Source organism: Oscillibacter sp. MSJ-31, assembly GCF_018918025.1.
In the GTDB taxonomy this organism is placed as follows: domain Bacteria; phylum Bacillota; class Clostridia; order Oscillospirales; family Oscillospiraceae; genus Hominicoprocola.
Window position 1 is genome coordinate 48,367 of record NZ_JAHLPT010000013.1, and the last position, 19,375, is coordinate 67,741.

The following is a 19,375-nucleotide window of genomic DNA, read 5'->3' on the forward strand; positions in this document are numbered from 1 at the left end:
ATGTGCCGCCGCTTCCTGTTCTGCTTCCTTCGGCAATGCGTTGTGCTTCCATCGTTGCTTTTCCTCCCAAAATAGCGTATACTATGGGAAAGGCGGCTTTTGAACGGCTGTCATTGCCGCAAGGCATTTTCCTTGACAGATAACCGCCCTTTGCAAGGGAAAAATCCTTTACAGGTGCAGGAGGATAAGGGCATGGAATGGTCCAAGCTGGACGAAAGCACGATCACCGAGCTGGAAAAGCTGCTTGCCGCGGAGCCGTGCAGCGGCGCGGGCGCGATCCTGCGCCTTGCGTGGCGCGCCGGATTGATGCGCGACGAGATCCACGCCCTGCAATGGGAGCAGGTGGACTTCGAGCGCGCGCTGCTCCGTCTCCCCGGCCGCGATGTGCCGATGGACGAGGACCTTGCGCGCTGTCTGCGGCAATGGCAGACCCTTTGCGGGCAATACAGTCCCTATGTCATCGTTAGCGAGCATAAGCGGACGCATATGCTGCCGGAGTCGATCTCGCGGCTGGCGCGCAGCGCACTCGACCGCGCGGGGCTGACAAGCGTGCGGCTCGCAGACCTGCATTACAATTATATTCTCCGCCAGTCCGCACAGCAGGGCTGGCAGGAGGCGCTGCGTACCTCGGGACTCTCCATCGCCACCTACCGCGGCCGGCCGCGCTACAAAAACGCGCGCAGCAGCGCCAAGACGAAAAAGGCGTCCTCCCCTGCCCTGCCGCACGGCGAAAAAAACGAACGGGAACGGCTGCAAGCCGTTCTGAAGGAAAACCGCCTCTCCCCTGCCGGACTTGCCCTTTGGCTGTACTGCGATACCGGCTTACAATATACGGAGATCTCCTCGCTGACATGGGAGCAGGTCGATCTTGAACACCATTTGCTTCACCTCGCCGACCGTGACGAGCCTCTTTCGGCAGAGCTGGTCTCCTTGCTGTGCGAGGTTCTCGAAACGCGCGGGCCGGTCGGCGAGACGCATGTGCTCCTTTCCCCCCATGCACGCAAGCCGATCCCCCGCGCGCGGCTTTCCAACCTGACGAAGGAGCTGTTGGCGAAGAACGGGCTGGACCCCGCTCTTCCGGCGCGGCTCCGTTCGGACGGGGCGCGCGAGAGCCGCAGGCGCAGACTCCTTGCGTATGCCGCACGGCACGGCGGCATTTCGCTCAAAGCCGCCATGGAGCTGCTCGGCCTTTCCGAGAGCGCCGCGCGGGGGCTGCTCACGCAGCTCACCGCCGAGGGGCAGCTGACGCGCGACCATCCCGTCTACCGTCCCGTCGGCGCGGAAACGACCGCGGCGCAGAGGGCGTCGCGGATACGGGCCGCCCTCGCAGAACACGGCCCCTGCAGCGCCCGCGAGCTGTCGGAGCGGCTCGGCATGGCGCCGCGCATGATCCAGCGTGCGCTGGAGCCGATGCTCGCGCGCGGCGAGATTGCAAAGGAGGCGGATATGTCCCGCCCCGGTCACCCCCTGAGCTATACGCTTATCCACCCTTGAGCATCGACTATCGGGCCGTCTTCGGGCGGCCCGAAATTTTTTCATTTGGGTACATCGACTTTCTTTTGCCGCATAGAAGCTCTTTCGGTGCAGCGAAGTCTGCCGGTCTCCCGACTGACAGCTGCTTTACAGGCGCGGTCGCCCGCAGCTTCTCCCTATGAAAATTGGTTTGCCCAAAGAGCGGAAAGAAAACGAATACCGTGTTGCAATCATCCCTTCCAACGTCGGCAGGCTTGTAGATGCCGGGCATGATGTCTACGTTGAGCATGATGCCGGCAAGGCTGCAGGGTTTTCCGATGAAATGTACCTTGAGAAAGGGACCCGGATCCTCTCTTCGGAGGAAGAAGTATTCAAAACCTGTGAACTGATCATCAAAGTGAAAGAAATTCTTCCGAGTGAGTTTGGTTTGCTGAATGACAAACACATCCTGTTTACTTACATTCATTCCGCAAACCGTCGGCCTCAGACGGAGGAGCTGCTCAACTCCAAGTGTGTAGCGTTCGCCTATGAGGACGTCAAGGATCAAAACGGAAGATTTGTTTTGCTCGAGCCGATGAGCCGCATTGCCGGCGAGGTCGGTCTGATCACAGGCGTTTTCTATTCCTCCACAACAACCGGTGGTTTAGGAAAGCTGGTGTGCGGCACACCGGGCGTAAAGCCAATGAAGATCGTAATCTTTGGTGCCGGAAATGTTGGCGTTTCCTGTGCTCGGCTTGCGCTCGGGCTGGGCGCAGAGGTCGTCCTGATGGATACGGACATCCATAAGCTGGAGGATATTCTGGCCAACAAGCTGCCAACCGTAAAGACCTGTTTCTCCAACCGCGCAAATGTATCCCACGAGATCAAGGATGCAGACATTGTTTTCAACTGTGTCAAGTGGTTCCCCGGACTCACGATCCTCTCAAGGGATATGCTGGAGCTCATGCAGCCCAACTCACTGATCGTTGATATTGATGCGGAGCCGGGCGGAGCAATTGAATCCAGCCAGTATACCACGCATCAGGATCCCATTTTTGTTGAGAAAGGTATTCGCCACATTGGCATTGCCAATCTGCCGAGCTCTGACGCAAATACTGCATCGGCCGCTCTCTCTAACGCTACTATTAAATATATTCTCCAAATTGCAAACAAAGGCTGGAAAGCCGCAGCACAAGACAATGAAGATCTGAAGTACGGCCTTGATTTTGTCAAAGGCTACCTTACCTTCAAGGACACTGCGGACGCCTTTGGAATGGAGCTCACCGACAAGGAAAAAGTCCTCGCAATGTTTTGAGCGTCTACACAAACATCTCATAATAAAGGAGAGTCACTATGGAATATGGAATTCTATCTCTGTTACCCGTTTGCGTAGCTTTGGTCTTAGCCTTCGTCACAAAAGATGCGCTGCTCTCTATTCTAATTGGTGTTTTGACCGGCATCATTGTCTCCGGTCAAAATATTGTCACCGGTTTCACCGGCATCCTGCAGTCAGCCCTTGGTAATGCAGACTTCATTTGGATCCTTGCCATTGAGGTTTTCGTCGGCATTGTCGTAGCATATTTCCAGAAGGCTGGCGCACTGGAGGCGTTCGCCAATATGCTCTCCAAACACAATCTCAAGCGTAAGGGTGCTACCATTCTTTCTTCTCTCCTTGGCATTTTCATTTTCTTCTCAGACTATTTCTCTTCTCTGTACGTTGGCAGCATTATGCGTCCGATCACCGATAAGGCCAAGGTCTCCCGAGAAATGCTTGCCTACGACCAGCGTCTTCCTGCTGGTCAGCCGTGGCGAAACACCGCCTGTGCTCACGCTCTCCGACCCGATCTTCTTTGTCGATAAGGCCACCGGCGAATACACCGTCACCGGTACAGCGGATGCGGGCAGCAGGATTGTCTACGGCGGAAGCGAAGCGTTTTACGCCAACAGTAACGGATTCTTTGCTGTTTCCGGCAAGCTGGAGGAGAGTGAAAATAGCGGAGTCCTCTCCCTCTATGTGCAGGACAGCGCGGGCAACCGATCCGATCCGCAACTTGCGCTGATCACGAAACAGACGAAGTATTCCGTCACCGTGAGCGGCAGCTACGCGCAGAGCCCCGGCGCGGGGAAGTATGCGGAAAACAGCATGGTCACCGTCCGTGCGGGGACTTGCAGCGGCTACACCCTCAGCGGTTGGACTTCTGATGACGGCAACACCTTTGACGATGCCGCCGCTGCCGAAACGACCTTTACCATGCCCTCCGGCAAGGTCGAGGTCAAGGCGGCCTTTGTCGAGGAGATCAAGGTCGGTCCCTTTGACGATGTGCTGACCAAAGCCTATTATTACGAGGTGGTCAAGTGGGCGCAGGAAAAGGGTATTACCGGCGGCATTGGCAATAACCTGTTTGGACCGAACCAGCCCTGCACCCGCGCGCAGATCGTCACCTTCCTGTGGCGCGCTGCCGGCTCTCCCGAGCCGAAGGGCGACACTGCTGGCATGACCGATGTGGTCAGCGGCAGCTACTATGAAAAGGCGGTCGCATGGGCCATCGAGAACGGCATCACGACCGGTACCGGCGAGGGCAAGCTCTCTCCCTATGCTACCTGCACCCGCGCGCAGGCCGTCACGTTCCTCGCCCGTGCGCTGAACGCCAAGGCGTCCGGTGCGGCGGAGTTCGATGACATCCCGACCGACAGCTATTTTGCGGACGCAGTCGCCTGGGCGGCGGCCAACGGCGTGACGACCGGCATCGGCAACGGACTGTTTGCCCCCGGCAACAACTGCACCCGCGGCCAGATCGTCACATTCCTGTGGAGAGCTTACACCGGCAAGTGATGGGGAAAAGGATTTTCTATCTCCTTTAGAAACCACATTGAGGTGCAGGGTCAGCCTGCACCTCAATGTTTGAAAATGGGCATATTCCTATTGAAAAAGCAGGACAAATGCGCTGCCGTAGGCAACCGCCTCGTGAGTACGATCCTCATGCGGCGGTTGTGCCATTCATGCGGCTGTGACACGGGCAGAATAAGATCAGGGCAGCGGCATCATGTTTCCCCGGCAAAGGTCTCGATTGCGCTGCGCAGCTTGGAATAGCGAATGATAAAGTGGATGGCGGGCGCATTACTTTTTGAGATCATCGCCCATCGACCCTCGTGGACGGAGATCGAGATATTGTGAAAATCTGTGTCACAGGGGCGAAGAGAGTAGCCGGGGTGGGCGCGGGCATACTCATTTGTCTGCTCCATATGGAAGCAATATTCTTCATAAGTATAGCGGATATCCTTCGGAAAGAACAGCGTCGAGAGCGGAAGAGCCGGCGTGCAACGCGCGAACTCTTCCCGCGTCAGCGTGGGGAAAGAATCCGTGATCGAACTGTGTGCAAGGATCTGCTCCATATGTGTACGCTGTGCCGAAGCATGCTCTAGGAGGTGCTGCTGTTCTGCGGCGGGCATGCCATGGGAGGAGAGGATGGCACGGAGCGTTTCCTCCCGAAGCGTCCCCAGCGGTGGGGCGGATAGAACCCGGCGGCGCGGTCCGGGTTTCTGTGCATCGGCCAACTGAAACGCATGAAACGCGGCGGCCTGCTTCTCCCGGTAAATGTCCATCAGCGGGAGCGCCTTTTTCCGGATCGCATCGGCGCGTTCTTGGTAATAGCGCAGAGCCTCCCCACCCTTGGTCAGCTCATAACGTCCCCGCTCATGCGCTCCGGCGATACACTCGCCGGAGAGGGCCGCACTGCCGGAAACATTGAGGAAATGGCAATAGACATTGTTCTGCACACCCTTGAGATAGCATGGCGTGATCTGCCCTGTCATATACAGCGGGATCCACCCCTCCAGTCCCAGCATCAGCTCATGAAAGGGCCGGTCCAGATTGTGTACTACATTCAGGTGCAGTCCTTTTTTCAGAAGCACGGCAAGACCGAACATATACTTTTTCGTAAAGTCCCGATCCTTCGCCATGTCGTCCATTGGCATATCGCTGCACAGGAATACCGGTGCGTCTGACTTTCCCAGCGCCGTCGCCTTGAGAAAGTCCAGCTCCCCGCTTTTCATTTCCTCCAGTCCATAATAGGTTTTGCTCAGTGGGAGCTGAAAAGGTACGGTAGGGACTTTCATATCGTCAAATCGAATGGCCTTCGTATATTCGTTCAGATCAAACTCGTCCAGATGACTCAGAAAAGCCGCAACATCGTCGTTTCGCTTTGCGTTGTGTCCGCCAAGCCATTGAACCAAGCTGCCATAAAGGGTCTCTGTGTCCTCCTCTGCTTCTTTTGCATTGATCAGCTCGGCAAGGATTGCGCGTTCCGTCGGGGAATCAAAGCGACGGATCACAAAATCGGCGACCGCGGAAACAAAGCGCTCGGGATCCGCAAGATGGCGCTGTCCGCTGCGGATGCGGGAGAGGTAAGAGGCATCATAATTGGTGCTGCGTGCCAGTTCGGAGTTGCTGATGGAAAAGGTCGTGAACAGGCTGTTGAGATTGTCACGCAAATGCTCTGCGTCAACGCTCTCCTCGGAAAAAAAGGGACGGAGGGTGGCTGACACGTTCTCCTCCGACAGCGCGGGTATACCCCGTGCGGCGGCAAGCTGAACAATACCGCTGATGAGCTTCGCCCGCTCTGCCTCGCTTTCCGGTTTACGCTCACCGCTGCGGTAGCGGCTGACAGTGGCGGGAGACAGACCGCTGATCTCGGCCAGCTCCCGACCGGAACAGCCGAGCTGCACCATATATTCGTTGAGCTGATCTTTGAACATTCAGGATCTCCTCCTTGCGTACAGCAGTGTTTTCAATAACTCTATTATAAAGTGTGTTTTGCAAAAAGAAAAGAGTTTCCCGAAGAGTCCGTGACAAAGTGGAAAGCCCAGATGAATTCTGCTTTTTCGCTTGGTATAATTTAAGATAAAGTGAATATTGGATATGCCAAATTGATAGAAAGTGAGGAATTATTATGAAAAGACGAGTGATGAGTGCCCTGCTGGTTCTGTTCCTGTGCCTGACCCTGCTGCCAAGCGCGGCATTTGCGGCATACACACCGCCGGTGGAGGTCGACGAGGTTTCCGTCAGCGTCTCGGCTTCGACGTCGGAGGATGGATTAAAGGTCCCGACAGTGGCGGACAATGCCCCCTACTTCATCGACAATCCCTACTCTCTGGACGATATTGACATGAACCTTTTCTACTGGAATCGCGTGGCCGCCAAGGGCAGCAAATCCCATGTCGGCGGCATTTATGACACCAACGGAACAAGCCTTGTAAACAACAGCTGGTACCGCATGCAGGTCAAGCTGCTGTTGGATTACGGCTATGTCTACGGCGAGAGCGTAACAGGAACCGTCCCCGGCGCCGAACTGGTCGAAGTCGAACGCTATAAGGACGATGCCGTCTATCTCTCCGCGTGGTTCAAGGTGGGTTCTCCCACAGAGTCCCCGGAGAGCGTCAGCACAATTTCGGTTTCCGGTGTACAGACGACATGGGATGGTGCGCAGATCAAGGGTTGGTCGGATAAAATCCAGCAGGCAGATGTCTACGGCGATGGGTACCGGATCTACGATGCCTCCCTTCAGAAATGGAACAGTGGGGAAAGCTGCTGGAACTATTGCTATGACTCCGACCCCACCGAGGGCGACGCCGTCTACGGCGTGATCCTGCACCTCAACACGCTCCCGGGTTATGTCTTTGAGAATACCGTTACCGCTACAGTCAACGACAGTGCGGCCGAGATCGCGGACCGGAGCATGGACGAGGTGGAAATTTTTGTTCCCTTCGGCAATGTGACCATCGACAAGGTCGAGGTAAAGAGCGCCGCCTGGCCCATTGACGGCAATACCATCCGCAAGGATGCGGACAATTTCACGCTCTACAGCTTTCTCAACGAGGGCCGCATTCCCTACACGCTGAAGTCCGCGCGATTCCAGATCGAGGACGGCGAAAGCTACCGCGACTTGAATGACGAGGAAACCGTATTCAGGGGATACAACAACTACCGCGTCATCGCCGAGCTGGAGGCCAAGGACTACGCAACCTTTGTAGATAACGTCACCGGCGACTTCAACGGTACGGATGGCGTAAGCTGTGAAATCTCCGCAGATAAAAAGACCTGCACCGTCACCCGCACCTGCGCGGTCTACGATCCGGTCTATACTTACAGTGTGGATGATCCCAACACCCATATCAACAGTGTGACGATCCATCAGAACGATCCGCAGCCGGGAGCAACGTATGCGGACGGCGTGTATGCGCCTGCCGGGAGCAGGACGATGCTGGTCGGTGTCAATGGAAACTACTCCTGGTACGAGGTTCCCTGCGTGGGCAGCACAGAAGGCATCAAGAAGCTGACAAATACCGACACCTTTGAAGCGGGCAAGGTCTATTGGTACTGGCTGACGCTGAGAAATGCGGACGGCTACCGCTTTGGTGACGGTTTCACCGTCTTCTTCAAACAGTTAGACGGCTCCAACAGCAATTACGCCATGATGCAGCGCGAGACGGATACTGAAAAACGGAAGGTGTACAACCTCTGGTACACCGTGGGAGATGTGACGCAGACGCCGATCACCCGGGTCGCCGTCACCGGCCCGGCGTATCAGAACGGAACCGTTGACATCAGCGACCCCGGCGCGTTCCATGCGGATGCCCCTGTGACTCTCAGATCTTTAAGCTATAACAACAACTATTTGAGTTTCACGCTGCTCCCCCAGTCCGGCCATTACTTTGGGCGCACGGTGGCCGTGACCTATAACGGCAAGGAGGCGCGGGTGTCCGATGGCTTCTTCAGTCGCTTTGACACCAAGTATATCGGTGTAAGCTGCTCCGTCGAACCCGCCGCCCCCGTCACCGTCACAGGCATCACCGCCGCAGGCAAAACCTATGACGGCACCGCGGCGGCCACCCTCACCGGTGGCACGCTCAGCGGCGTGGCGGAGGGCGACACCGTAGCGCTCGACTTCTCTGATGCGAAAGCGGAATTTGACAGCAAAGACGCGGGAAACGATAAGGGCGTTACCGTCAAGGGCGCCCTCAAGCTGACAGGCGCGGACGCCCACAAATACGCCCTTACTCAGCCCGAACTGAACGATTTAAAGGCTGATATCACCCCCTGCGCCGCTTTCGATGATGCCACCAGTAAGGATCAGATCATCTATGTGGGTGAGGATCGCTTCGCCGCGCCCAGATTCACCGGCATCGGCGGCGAGGAGTTGACGGGTACGCTTCGCTATACGCTGTCTGACGGAAAGACGGAAGCGGATATTCCCGAGATGCTCCGCGCTCTGAAGGCGGGCGATAGCCTGAACATCCCCTACACCTTCATCGCCTCCGGCAACTACAGCGGTGAAAAGACCGGAGCCGTCACCGTTATGGCACAGGAGCGTCCGTCCTCTGGCGGCGGCAGCCACACGTCCAGCTATCCTGTGACCATGCCTGGTCAGACCCAAAACGGCAGCGTAACGGTCGACCGGCGCTCCGCGGGGCGCGGTGACACTGTTACGATAACGGTCAAGCCCGACAGCGGCTATGTGCTGGAAACGCTCACGGCCATGGATAAAAACGGCAGCGAACTCAAGCTTACGGATAAGGGCGACGGCAAGTACACCTTCACCATGCCGGTCGGCGGGGTCGAGGTCAAGGCAGCTTTCATGGAGGACAACGCTGTCCTGAATTTCTTCTCCGATGTTCCCAACGACAGCTTTTACTATGAAGCGGTGAAATGGGCGGTCGAAAAGAATATCACCTCCGGCGTTGGCAACAATCTGTTCGCCCCTGACCAGCCCTGCACCCGCGCGCAGATCGTCACCTTCCTGTGGCGTGCCGCCGATTCTCCCGAGCCGAAGGCTGTCAGCAGCTTCTCGGATGTTTCTGCGGACAGCTACTACGCCAAGGCCGTCGCGTGGGCCATCGAGAACGGCATCACCAAGGGGACCGGCGATACCACATTCAGCCCGAACGCCGCCTGCACCCGCGCGCAGGCGGTGACGTTCCTCGCCCGTGTCCTGAACGCCAAGGCGGAGGGCAGCGCCGCATTCTGCGACGTCCCCGCGGACAGCTACTACGCCGACGCGGTGGCGTGGGCGGCCGCCAGCGGCGTGACCGAGGGCGTCGGCGGCGGTCTATTTGCCCCCGACGACGACTGCACAAGGGCGCAGATCGTCACCTTCCTCTGGCGCGCGTACAGCAAATAACGATCTCATAGCCCGCTACTTTCCTATGGTGTCGACAATATCCTTGAACGATGTGAAGTCCTCGTAGAACAGGAATCCGAAAATCGAGGTCCGGCCGATATACGAGTCACAGGTATATGTTTTACGCTTACTCCCAGTCCTCGCCGCCGATACCTGCGAGCGAGTTTGGGCACAGAGATGGCAGAGCAAGAAGAAAGAGGGGCAGTCCTGCGGACCGCCCCTCTTTGCTGTGCCGTATTCGGTTTTAGCCTGCGCTCTTGAGGTACCGCGCCATCATGGCGGCGACCTGCGCGCGCTGGGCATCCGCGCTCGGCGCGACGCAGTTATTGCCGACGCCGTTCAGGATACCGTTCTGCGTCGCCCAGAGGAGCGCGTCCTGCGCGTAAGCGCTGACCGCCCCCGCGTCCGCAAAGCGCAGCGTGCCGCTGACCTCCGGCTTGCCGGAGAAGCGGTAGAGCAGCGTCGCTAACTGCTCGCGCGTCACGCTCGCCTCGGGGTTTGTGCCGTCGGAAATGCCATTGGCCCTCGCCCATTCGTTGCCGACCTCATACCACTTCTGCCCGTTCTTGGGTGTGGTATCGACGCCCGCAAGTCTCGCCAGCACCGTGTTCACCATGCCGCGGGTCATCGGCTGATCCACGCCGAAGTTATTGCCGCCTACGCCGTTGAAGATCTCACGCGAGGCAACGAAGTTCACCTCGTCGCGGCTCCAATGGTCGCGCGTGTCGATGAAGTCCTTGGAGTTGTCGATGATCTTGATGGTCGTGCTGCCATCCACGGTCAGCTGAACACCATCCTCGGTCGGCTTGGAATCCTTGACAATCTCCTCCGTGCCGTCGGGGTAGACGATGACCGCCACCGTGCCGCTGTTGACGTCCTCGACCGGGATCTCGATCTTGGTCCCGCCCGCGTTCTTGGGCAGCTCGACCTTGACGGTCGGAGCGCTGTTGCTGCTCTCGCCCGCCTTAACCTCGGTCGGGACCTTGACCGCCTCGCCGGACTTCTTTGCGTCCTCGACCGCCTTCTCGCTGACCTTGGCCTCCGCCTCGGCCCTGCCGTTCACATCAGTCTTGACCGTGCCGGTCGTACCGTTGGCGGTCTTGCTCTCGGTCACGGAGCTGCCGTCAGGCTTGGTCGTAGTCTTGGTGGTGCTGCCATCCTTGCCCGTGGTCGTCTCAATCACCGTACCGTCGGGCTTCGTCTCCGTCTTGGTGACAGAGCCGTCCGGGTTGGTCGTGGTCTCGGTGTTCGTGGCGGTCGAACCGCCGCCACCGGTATTGCCGCTATCTGCACCGGTCTTATACATATTCTCCATAACAGTCAAGCGCTGCTGCATCCACTGCATCAAATCATCAATTACATCATCGTAGGTCGTCCCTTCTCTCCACAGGTGATTCGAAGCAGTCGGCGAACCAACGCGCACATACGGCCAAAGATGGCTGTTCATTGATACACTGTCTGCAAGCTTTTCATAATACGCAGCAATTCGGCCATCCGCACCATAGAGGTCCCTCGTTTTTTCCGAAAAAGCCGTCTGGAAGTATTTCTTTACGGCGTTCTGGAAACTCGGGATCTGTTGCAGCGCCTCGCTTAAATAGCGCAATTGCAAGAAGTCACGAGACGGGTGAAGCTGCTCTTCCCAAGCCGTTCCGCATGTCATCTCCATGTCCCAAATGGGACCGGCATACAGCTTTGCTCCCGCATCCTTGTAGAAAAACAGAGACGACGCAAAGCTATCCGAGTTCAAGCTCAACTGTTGGAGAAGATATACCTTGACCAGCGAATTTATATCACAATAGTCATAGTAGTATTTCCCTGTCTTTTCATTGTAACCGGTGTAGTTTCCGGAAATATCCGTAGCGTACACGGCATCCTCAAACTCCTGATAGTATTCGCTGACATAGCTGACTGCATCTTCTCCAGCAAATTCAGGGCTCTTGATGTTAAAAGAAACGCCCTTTCTGGTAGAAAATCCGTTTGCTTCGTCAATCTCATTGTGGTTCAGCTCCAACAGATAGCCGCCGGTAATGTCAGCCAATGCAGGAAGGCCTTTTGTATAGAGGAAGCTGATGCCGTATTTATTCTCTGCTGTGTCTGTTGTGACCGCCGTGCCATACTCCTCAAAAATGTCCCGATAGGCTTTCTCCATATCTGTAATACTAACAGAGGAAGCGCTTATCTCATTCTTTTCGCTGAGAAGATAGACCCCGCGGTATTCTCCGTCGTAATACAGGTCAACCCAGTCACAACTTGGCGTATAGGCAAGGCCCAACTCTGCGGCAAGGTCTTTAAACAGCTTATCGTGCATCTGTGTCGCATCACCGTAGCCGGCGAGCAAAACCCACTTCTTCGTATTCTCCTGATTCCCAAGAAGGTCTGCACCAGTCGCAAGCTTGATCTGATACGATTTTTTGGGATAAAATTTAAATGTTGAATTACCACGCGCCTTGAGCTGTGTCAGTTCCCCATCGTACCGTGCTGTCCCATCAGGCGTTACAAGCTGCATATGAGCAGTCGCTACCCTACCCTTTTCTTCATCCACATAATCTCGCCCCTGTTCGGCAGGGTTTGTACTGGTGAGGTACATGGCGGGAATATGAGAGGACTGCAGGAGGTAGATCGTCACCGGCTGCAGATCACTCAGCCTAACCTCCAGCAAATAGCTACCATCTTCTTCCGGTATCGCCAGCGAGTTGATATTTAAGTCCTGATTGTATCCGGCTAGCTCTATACTTCCTGCATTCCCGCTCACAGTGATCTTCTCATCTGTCCCCTCTACGGTGAAGCGCAGATGCAGTGCATCCAGATCTGATGCGGACGGCAGGAATAAGTAGTCTCGTGCGTTCACGCTTTGCGGCCTAATCGTCTGCCCGAATACTTCGCAGTCCATGCCAATGATGTATGTCTCGCTCAACTCTGACGGATCACCAATTGTTTTGACCTTCAGAACATTCGAGTACGCAAGGCTGTAATAATTTGTTCCTCCGGCAACTGCTCGAGTATTCACTCTGAATTCGTACTCGGTTTGGCTTTCCAGCCTGTCAACCGTAAAGCTTGTCGCGCTCGTTTCACCGACTTTATACCACTTCTCGCCCATCTTCTGTTGGATCAGATAGGTCGGTGCGCCCTTGGCGGCAGCCCATCCCAAGGTAATGCTGTGCATCCCGCTCTCTGTCGCAGTAATCGTCTGTACGCTTGCCGGAACAATCGTGAAAGTGACAGATGCTTCACCATAGAAGTTCCCTCGTCCCTCGTAGATGACCGTTCCAATACCAATCTCTGTATTATTCTGATATGAGACATAGGCATCGGTACCATAACGGTCACTGCTGGCTACAAGCTTTTTCCCATTGTAAGTTGCTGATGAAGCCGGTCGAATTCCTGTTCCTGTATAGGAATAATAGCGATACTGAGTTGTCAACTCAGCCTGCGCGATGTCAATGCCCTGCATGTCACAAATTGTGCAGTGATGGTTCGCATCCCAAGTATGCCCTTTTGCCCAAGTCGAAGAACCTCTATACGTTTCTCCACATGTTTTGCATGTTGACATGAGCATGCCATTATTCAGGCAAGTTGCAGTATCCTTTGTTTCTGTCTCATGCAGGATTCCATCTTCACCCGCGTGACAAATATCTTCTCCTAGCGCAAACCACTCGTTTTTCTTGAGCGAACCTGCGCTAATCATAACCCTTCCCATGCCATCACGTGTGCTAAGCACGCCAGTATAGCCACTTGTAGCTGCTGAAATTGGTGTGCCGCAAAGTGCGCAGGTAATCTGATCTGTCGCTAGAATATACTGGCTCTCATCTGTGAAACTATGATCGCCCTGTTGGCAGGCGCTGCGCATACGGGTAAACGAATCAAGCAGTTCTCCGTTGTACTTAACTGCCTTTACAGTAAAGGAATTAGCACTTGCTTCAACAGTCAGATAACAGCCATCGTATTCATTGTGTGCGATCGCTTTGGCAAAATGATCTTTTATGTTGAACGCATTGTCCTTCGAGCTCAGATCACCGGAGATATAGTAGATCACACCATCAGTACTCTCCACCGGCAGCTTCTCTCCACCCTTCATCGGATAGGTCCTCGCATAGGAATGGTCATCTCCTGAGAACACAAACTCGATTCCAGCAGCCTCGATTGCATCAGTAAACCGTTTTCTTGCATCGGCAGACATCTCATCCGTTGTCCCATAAACAGGTTCGTGAGTGACAAGCACTTTCCATTCACAGGAGGACGCTTCCGCATCCTGCTTCATCTGCCCCAATGCCTCGGCAATATTCCCGCCGTTATTGATGACGCCGACATATACACTGCCGTATTCAACCGAGTAATAGGATCCCTGCGCACTTTCAGGCAGTGCAAAAATGTCTCTGCTGATCTCACCGTTGGCAGCACCATAGTACTCATGGTTGCCAAGCGTATGGACCATTGGAACGGCTAGCGTGTTCGCATTCAACACTGTGAATAGTGCGCGCCACTGGCTGAAATTGGTCACATTATCGATCGCGTCGCCGGTCTGCATTGCAAAATCGTATTTTGTTTCGCGAATTGCATTGAGAGCCGCCGCCAATCGAGAAGTGTCGCCGGTCTGGATATCGCCGAACACAGCAAAACTGGTATCCGCCTTCTTGTTATCGGATGCCGTCGTAAAGCTGAGAATATCCGACCACTTTGTGCCATCGCCAACCTGATAGAAATAGGTAGTATCCGGCGTCAGTCCTGTCAGGCGAACCGTATGCAGATACATGGCCTCTCCGCCGTTTGCCTGCGCAAATGCAAGAACCTTGCTTGCTGCCTCCACATTTTCCGCAGAGCTAACATTTGTCTTGTCCTCGGCATAACGGATATACCCATTCGCGTTGCCCTCGCCAATCGCAGACATCCATGTGATCGTTGCGTTCAGTTCCGCGTGCTTTACAGCAACATTTTGAATGCCAAAGGGTTCTCCGTTGCCGTCCGTTGCCCAATCGCACACTGGTGTGTTTACATTCCAGGAACGGCCGCCATCATCATCCATAGCATAGACCACATGCGCACTGCTGGTCGCCGCATCAAAGATATGTGTCAGCTGGCCGTTGGAATCTGTTCTCTCAGGCAGCAGCGTTCCGTCGCAATAGACGGAGACATTGGCTGCGGGTTCGCCGCCTTCCGTTTTCACAGTAATGACGGTCGGGTAATTTTTAATCGCCGTTTCTGCTGCTACGATATAGGCCGCGGTAAGCGGTCGGCTCTGTTCCGCAACGGAAAATGTGGCTGCTCCACCGGCTTCCTCATAGCGACCAGAGGGAATTGAGAAGACTAAGTTTTCGTTCGAGGATGCCTCGCCGGGAATATTGATCGAAACCTTCGCCAAGACCTCATTGCGCTCAACATCTTCAGCCGTTTTGGAGATACTGATCTTGATCAGCTTATTCTGCGCATCTTTTTCAAAGTTTGCAGAATAGCCGCTGCCGGGCGTGACGGCAACCTTGTCCAAATACGTTTCATAGAGTTTCAAAGAAACCTCTGCCGTATCAATGGGCTGTCCCGTCTTGCTGATGATATCAATCTGATAAGGTCTGTTGATCTGCGGTGCTGCCTCCTGCGCACGTAACCCCACCAGCGCGTCGGTTCCGGCATCATCATTGATGCGGATCGTGCGCGTCGCCACCGTCTCGTTGCCGTAACGATCCTTTACCGAAACCTTGACGTTATGCTCGCCGTTGGTCAGTGTGACCGCAGGCAGAAGCAGGCTTGACTCGCTGATCTCGGCGCTTGCGGTAAAGTCCACACCGTCAACAGAGATGCGGACGCTGCCCGCATCGATGCCGCTGGCATACTTATCCTTGTCCGCACTATCGTTATACAGCGCTTCAAAAGCCACTGCACTCTTGGTGATCTCCGTAACACCTGACGGCGACAGCGTTGTATTGGTGTTTCGCTCACTGACAGTTTCAATGACAGGATTATTGATATCGTTGGTGTTCGTACCGTAAATAAGCTGCAGATTATCAATGAGTATCGTGCCCGAACGCTTTACGGAATTTGGCAGAGATACCACGCGAATCGTATAACCATACTGAATACCGATCGGGAACTGTGCTCCGGATAGATCTGCCTCGACCCAGGTCCAGCCCTTCCCTGCCCAGTCACTCAGCGTACGGCCGGTTATGTTTCCTTCCGAATCATAGCTGTAGTAGCATAAGTACTGGGTCGTCCCCTTGGGAAGCTTATGAGGATGCCAAGTCAAGTTTCCCTCTGCATCCATATCATAATAGGCGTTTTCCTTATTTGTCTCCTCTGTCTGAGTAGTATCTGTAACCTCTGTAATTCCCCCAACAAAAATCATTTTCAACTGGCTGTCGTCATTCGAAAGAGATTCAGGAACATTCAGCCAGAAACCAATTTTTGTCGGCTGCACGACATGCGCATAAATCAACGAAGAAAATCCGAAGTCTGCGGCGCCAACAGCCGATTGTGCAACCTTTGTAAAATCCCATGCCAGTCTGAAAGCGTGACTACCAAACCGAACATTCGGATCATCTTCTGCGGCTACGATCCCGTTGATCTGACTACCGTCAGCATTCGTTGGGAATACAACTCCCTTCGCTGTCGTATCTCGAACCATCAGGCGATACTTCTCACGCTCAGCAAGAGAGAGCGAGTTGCCGCCGTTTGTCTCACTCATGCCAACATGGACAGTCCAATAGTCTTCAGCCGGAAGCGTGTTTCCCGTGATTGGGTCTTTATGTCCGCCCTCAAAGTCCATTAAGACAACCGGCTCCATGCCGACAATCACCGCTATCGACGCAGAAATACTGGGCTGGTCTTTCAAGGAGACCTTTAATGTTCCATTGAAGGAGTTATTCTCGTCAGAAGTAAATATATTCCCTTTGAACGAGCCAAGCGTAAATTCGACCGTCTGTTGTTCTTTAATGCCCTGAACCCCGCCCTGACCTTTTCCGGTATCAGCTTCAACATCGGCTGTAATATTATCCAGGACCAGCGAACCATTTGTATACGACCAAATGGTTGATGTCTCGTGTTTGATCTCCTCTCGCGCTTGGATCACACCGCGATCATCCACGAAGATATTTCTCGATGTTTCTTTGTACTTGCTTTCATACACAAGATAGTTGCTGTAACTGGCGGTTGCCACTTGCGTACTTCCAATCACTCCGGTAAGAGGTAGAGAAAGCTGCGTCGTATATCCACCCCATCCGGGTTTTGTAAACTTTTCAACGGGTGCGGAATGTTTGTAGGTCAAGCTCTTGGATTCATCCACGCCCCATACAAAGTCTCCATCCTTATAGTGAATCGGCTGGCCCTTATAGGTAGGATTAAATGTAAGATCGCTCGACTTTCCGAAGTCTAAAGAAATGCTGGCGTTGGTGAACCCCAATTTGTCCGGCCAGCGCTGTTCAATGATTGCTGTACCAACAACGGCACTGCCATTTTTGAGCTCGATCCGCACCACACCCTCGTTACTGCTCCCGCAATACAGACCGTTGGCGTCAATCCTCCCATCGCCAGAGGCAACCGTCCATGTCAGGCCATCAGGAAGAGGCGCGGGCTTGCCGGCCTTGTCGATACCTGCCGCGCTGAACTGCACCGTGCTGTTGGGCGTATATATCTCCTGTGCTGGGGTGATTGTGGCGTGGTCAAACACGCCATCGGATGCAGCTGTGGAAACGACCATCAAACTCGTCGAAACGGAACGCTCATAGCCGTCTGAGGGACGGCAACGCACCGTGAGGCCAGCAGTTCCGTTGTTGTTTCTCTCGCCCTCACGCTGCGTTGCAAATACTGACGATCCGCCGCCGTCCAGGTTGATCGCGTCAACGCAACCAAGGTGAAGCATGATATCGGCAAGATCGCCGTAAACCATGCCAACAGAATAGGGCGCCTGGCGTCCGTTTACCATGTACAAAATAACGGTTCCGTCCGGCTTGATGCCGGCAACCGTGCGCGGATTGGCAGCGTCGCCATAGTTGCCGCCCACATTTGTTCTCTGTCCATCCTCGACAAGGATTGCACCGCCGCCGACCGCTTCCTGCACCGCAACATTCTCCTGCGTGCAGATGGACTCGACCTCTGCGCGGTTTGCAGAGATATGCGCCTTGCCCGCGCTGTCGATCCAGAAGCAGGAACTGTTCACATCGCGGACCGTCATTCCCTGCATGACCGTGTAGCCCGACGGACAGCCGTTAGCCATATTGAAAAAGTCTCCGTTGACAACGCCGATCACATCAATCTGCGCAGCTGTTTCAGCTTTTTGCGCCTGCTCCGTCGGCCTGACCATCGCCCAGTTGCTTCCGGAAGCGATTGCGCGAATATTGTAGTCATTATAACCGACCCTGATCTCAGAAGAACTGTCCGGAGAGATCTCCATAATATGTCCAACCTGCTGTTTGCTTAGGTCATTGTCATTCGTGACCAGCTCATATTCCGTCACGCCGGGTGCAAGCCTAAATGACTTTTTGGAAATCTGCACCAGCTTGTCCTCTGCCGCTACGGCAGATATACTATACGTCGGCACTAAGGAAATAAGTATACACAAAGAAAGAAGATATGCCATAAACCTTTTCAAAGCTCCGCACCTCCATTCATATAATCAGTATGAGATAAGTCAGCCGAGTACTGAGCACATTTGCAACAGCACTCGGCTGATTTTATTGACTTTAAAACAGTACTATTGCCTGTTATTCGCCGGTCATAGCATTGCCGCCCGCGTTATTTGCAGCGCCGCTGCCGGTCGTGGGCGTATTGCCGCCGGGCGTCGTGGAAGTATTGCCGCCGCCGGTCGTGGGCGTATTGCCGCCGCCGGTCGTGGGCGTATTACCGCCACCGGTCGTAGGCGTATTGCCGCCGCCGGTCGTAGGCGTATTGCCACCGCCAGTCGTGGGCGTATTGCCGCCGCCGGTCGTGGGCGTATTACCGCCACCGGTCGTAGGCGTATTGCCGCCGCCGGTCGTAGGCGTATTGCCACCGCCAGTCGTGGGCGTATTGCCGCCGCCGGTCGTGGGCGTATTACCGCCACCGGTCGTAGGCGTATTGCCGCCGCCGGTCGTAGGCGTATTGCCACCGCCAGTCGTGGGCGTATTGCCGCCGCCGGTCGTAGGCGTATTGCCGCCGCCAGAGCTTCCACCGCTGGAGCTGCCGCCGCTGGACGCGGAAGCCGCGGGTACCGCACAAACCTCGCCAGCGGCAACTGCCTTGCCGTTGACAGTCGTACCGGTAACACCGTCCGCCACGATAATCAGTGCGCCCTCAGGCGCGTTGGTAACCTTGACATTCTTCGCAACAATCAGCACAAGCTTGGCGTCCTTGGCGTCGATGGTCGCGCCGTCCTTGTCGGCATAGATGCTGATGGCACGGTCGAGGATGGTGACGGTAGACGCGCGGTTGATGTTCGCCTGCGGGGCGAGCTCGTCAGCCGTCACGCCGCCCACGATACCGGCCTCGATCATCGCGGCCACCATGCCCTGCGCGTAGGGCGCGACCTTTGCCGCGTCGGTGTACTTCGTCAGGTCGGGCTCGCGGATCGGCTCAATGCCGAGCGCACGACCGAGCATGACGATAGCGCGCTCGCGGGAGATGGGCGCGTCAGGCGTCACCGTGCCGTCGCCGTTACCGTTGAGGATACCGGCAGCCGCGCAGCGGTTGATGGCATCATAGTACCAGGCATCCGCCGTGTTGTCGGTGAAGCCCGCGTCCTTCGCGGCGGGCAGCTTGAGGAGCTTCGCGAGGATGGTCGCGAGCTG

The 19,375-nt window shown here is 55.3% G+C and carries 8 protein-coding genes; 5 read left to right on the forward strand and 3 right to left on the reverse strand.

Annotated elements, in window-relative coordinates:
- The first annotated feature begins 192 nt into the window (after positions 1-192).
- The 4 genes from KQI17_RS09530 (at position 193) to KQI17_RS09545 (ending at position 4,285) form a co-directional block, all read left to right on the forward strand.
- The gene (locus KQI17_RS09530; RefSeq protein WP_216495927.1) at positions 193-1,494 is read left to right on the forward strand and encodes a tyrosine-type recombinase/integrase; all 1,302 of its coding nucleotides are present in this window, start codon (positions 193-195) and stop codon (positions 1,492-1,494) included.
- Between the two features lie 157 nt (positions 1,495-1,651).
- Positions 1,652-2,767, forward strand: coding sequence for an alanine dehydrogenase (locus tag KQI17_RS09535; RefSeq protein ID WP_216495928.1), 1,116 nt, complete (start codon positions 1,652-1,654; stop codon positions 2,765-2,767).
- A 38-nt stretch (positions 2,768-2,805) separates the two neighbouring features.
- A complete protein-coding gene (locus tag KQI17_RS09540; RefSeq protein ID WP_216495929.1) occupies positions 2,806-3,312 on the forward strand; it encodes a hypothetical protein in 507 nt (168 codons plus the stop codon).
- Positions 3,224-4,285, forward strand: coding sequence for an S-layer homology domain-containing protein (locus KQI17_RS09545; RefSeq protein WP_216495930.1), 1,062 nt, complete (start codon positions 3,224-3,226; stop codon positions 4,283-4,285). Before KQI17_RS09540 ends, KQI17_RS09545 begins: the two co-directional genes overlap by 89 nt.
- 209 nt (positions 4,286-4,494) lie before the next feature.
- On the opposite strand, the gene KQI17_RS09550 is transcribed toward KQI17_RS09545, so the two are convergent.
- Positions 4,495-6,207, reverse strand: coding sequence for a helix-turn-helix transcriptional regulator (locus KQI17_RS09550; protein ID WP_216495931.1), 1,713 nt, complete (start codon positions 6,205-6,207; stop codon positions 4,495-4,497).
- Between the two features lie 194 nt (positions 6,208-6,401).
- Here KQI17_RS09550 and KQI17_RS09555 point away from each other — a divergent pair, with 194 nt between their 5' ends.
- A complete protein-coding gene (locus tag KQI17_RS09555) occupies positions 6,402-9,629 on the forward strand; it encodes an S-layer homology domain-containing protein (protein ID WP_216495932.1) in 3,228 nt (1,075 codons plus the stop codon).
- Between the two features lie 244 nt (positions 9,630-9,873).
- On the opposite strand, the gene KQI17_RS09560 is transcribed toward KQI17_RS09555, so the two are convergent.
- Entirely contained in the window at positions 9,874-18,201 is an 8,328-nt protein-coding gene (locus KQI17_RS09560; protein ID WP_216495933.1) for a CotH kinase family protein, read from the reverse strand.
- Positions 18,202-18,313: 112 nt separating this feature from the next.
- The coding region (locus KQI17_RS09565; protein ID WP_216495934.1) for an S-layer homology domain-containing protein at positions 18,314-19,375 on the reverse strand (1,062 nt) is incomplete at its 5' end.

Coding starts and splice junctions, on each gene's coding strand:
- KQI17_RS09555 (WP_216495932.1), top strand. CDS start 6,402: ATGAAAAGACGAGTGATGAGTGCCCTGCTGGTTCTGTTCCTGTGCCTG.
- KQI17_RS09550 (WP_216495931.1), bottom strand. CDS start 6,207: ATGTTCAAAGATCAGCTCAACGAATATATGGTGCAGCTCGGCTGTTCC.
- KQI17_RS09540 (WP_216495929.1), top strand. CDS start 2,806: ATGGAATATGGAATTCTATCTCTGTTACCCGTTTGCGTAGCTTTGGTC.
- KQI17_RS09530 (WP_216495927.1), top strand. CDS start 193: ATGGAATGGTCCAAGCTGGACGAAAGCACGATCACCGAGCTGGAAAAG.
- KQI17_RS09535 (WP_216495928.1), top strand. CDS start 1,652: ATGAAAATTGGTTTGCCCAAAGAGCGGAAAGAAAACGAATACCGTGTT.